We start from the raw sequence: 604 nt of genomic DNA on the forward strand, positions 1-604 counted from the left end.
ATAATGAACATTAGCTCCGTTTTCTAAATACAAAAGAATAAACCGATTATCTTCTTTGATCTTACACGCCGTTGTAAAAGCTGAATCCCCATCGTAAGGAGATGTTATATTTACATCGGCTCCTGCATCCACTAATGCCCTACAAGCATTGTAATAACCTTTTAGAGTTGAAAAAGATAGTAATGTTTGCCCGTAAAATGGTTCTTGATAGTCAATTAGATTACCAGATAAACCTCTTAGTTGATGCAACACTTTGTCATAATCATCAGATGCTAATGTTTTCGCTACTTTATATACCGGAGTATCCTTAAAAATTTTCACATTTCTAGCAGACACTTTACCTGAAGGATTTAAAGCCTTGTTCAAAAAATAACTCACAATTTTGTCTTTAAACTTTTCCATGGAAGTTTGGGAACATGATGTTAGACCTAAAATCAAGGTGAACACTATTATTTTATCAAATGATAAAAATGATTTAATCAGTTTCATAGTCAGCTTTTTAGTATTACGCTAAATTTATTTTGTTCACTTAGTACATTGTAAACTAAATTATCGTAAATTATAGGTCTAAATTTTATAGAGATGAAAAAAGACCATATTCAAC

At 30.8% G+C, this 604-nt stretch carries 1 protein-coding gene; it reads right to left on the bottom strand.

Features of this window, described 5'->3' with window-relative positions; genetic code table 11:
* Positions 1 to 489, bottom strand: a 489-nt coding sequence (locus tag HHU12_RS34575) for a hypothetical protein (protein ID WP_205960106.1), incomplete at its 3' end; no start/stop codon positions are given.
* Positions 490 to 604 lie beyond the last annotated feature (115 nt).

The sequence above is a fragment of the Flammeovirga aprica JL-4 genome, from assembly GCF_012844305.1.
Taxonomy (GTDB): Bacteria; Bacteroidota; Bacteroidia; order Cytophagales; family Flammeovirgaceae; genus Flammeovirga; species Flammeovirga aprica.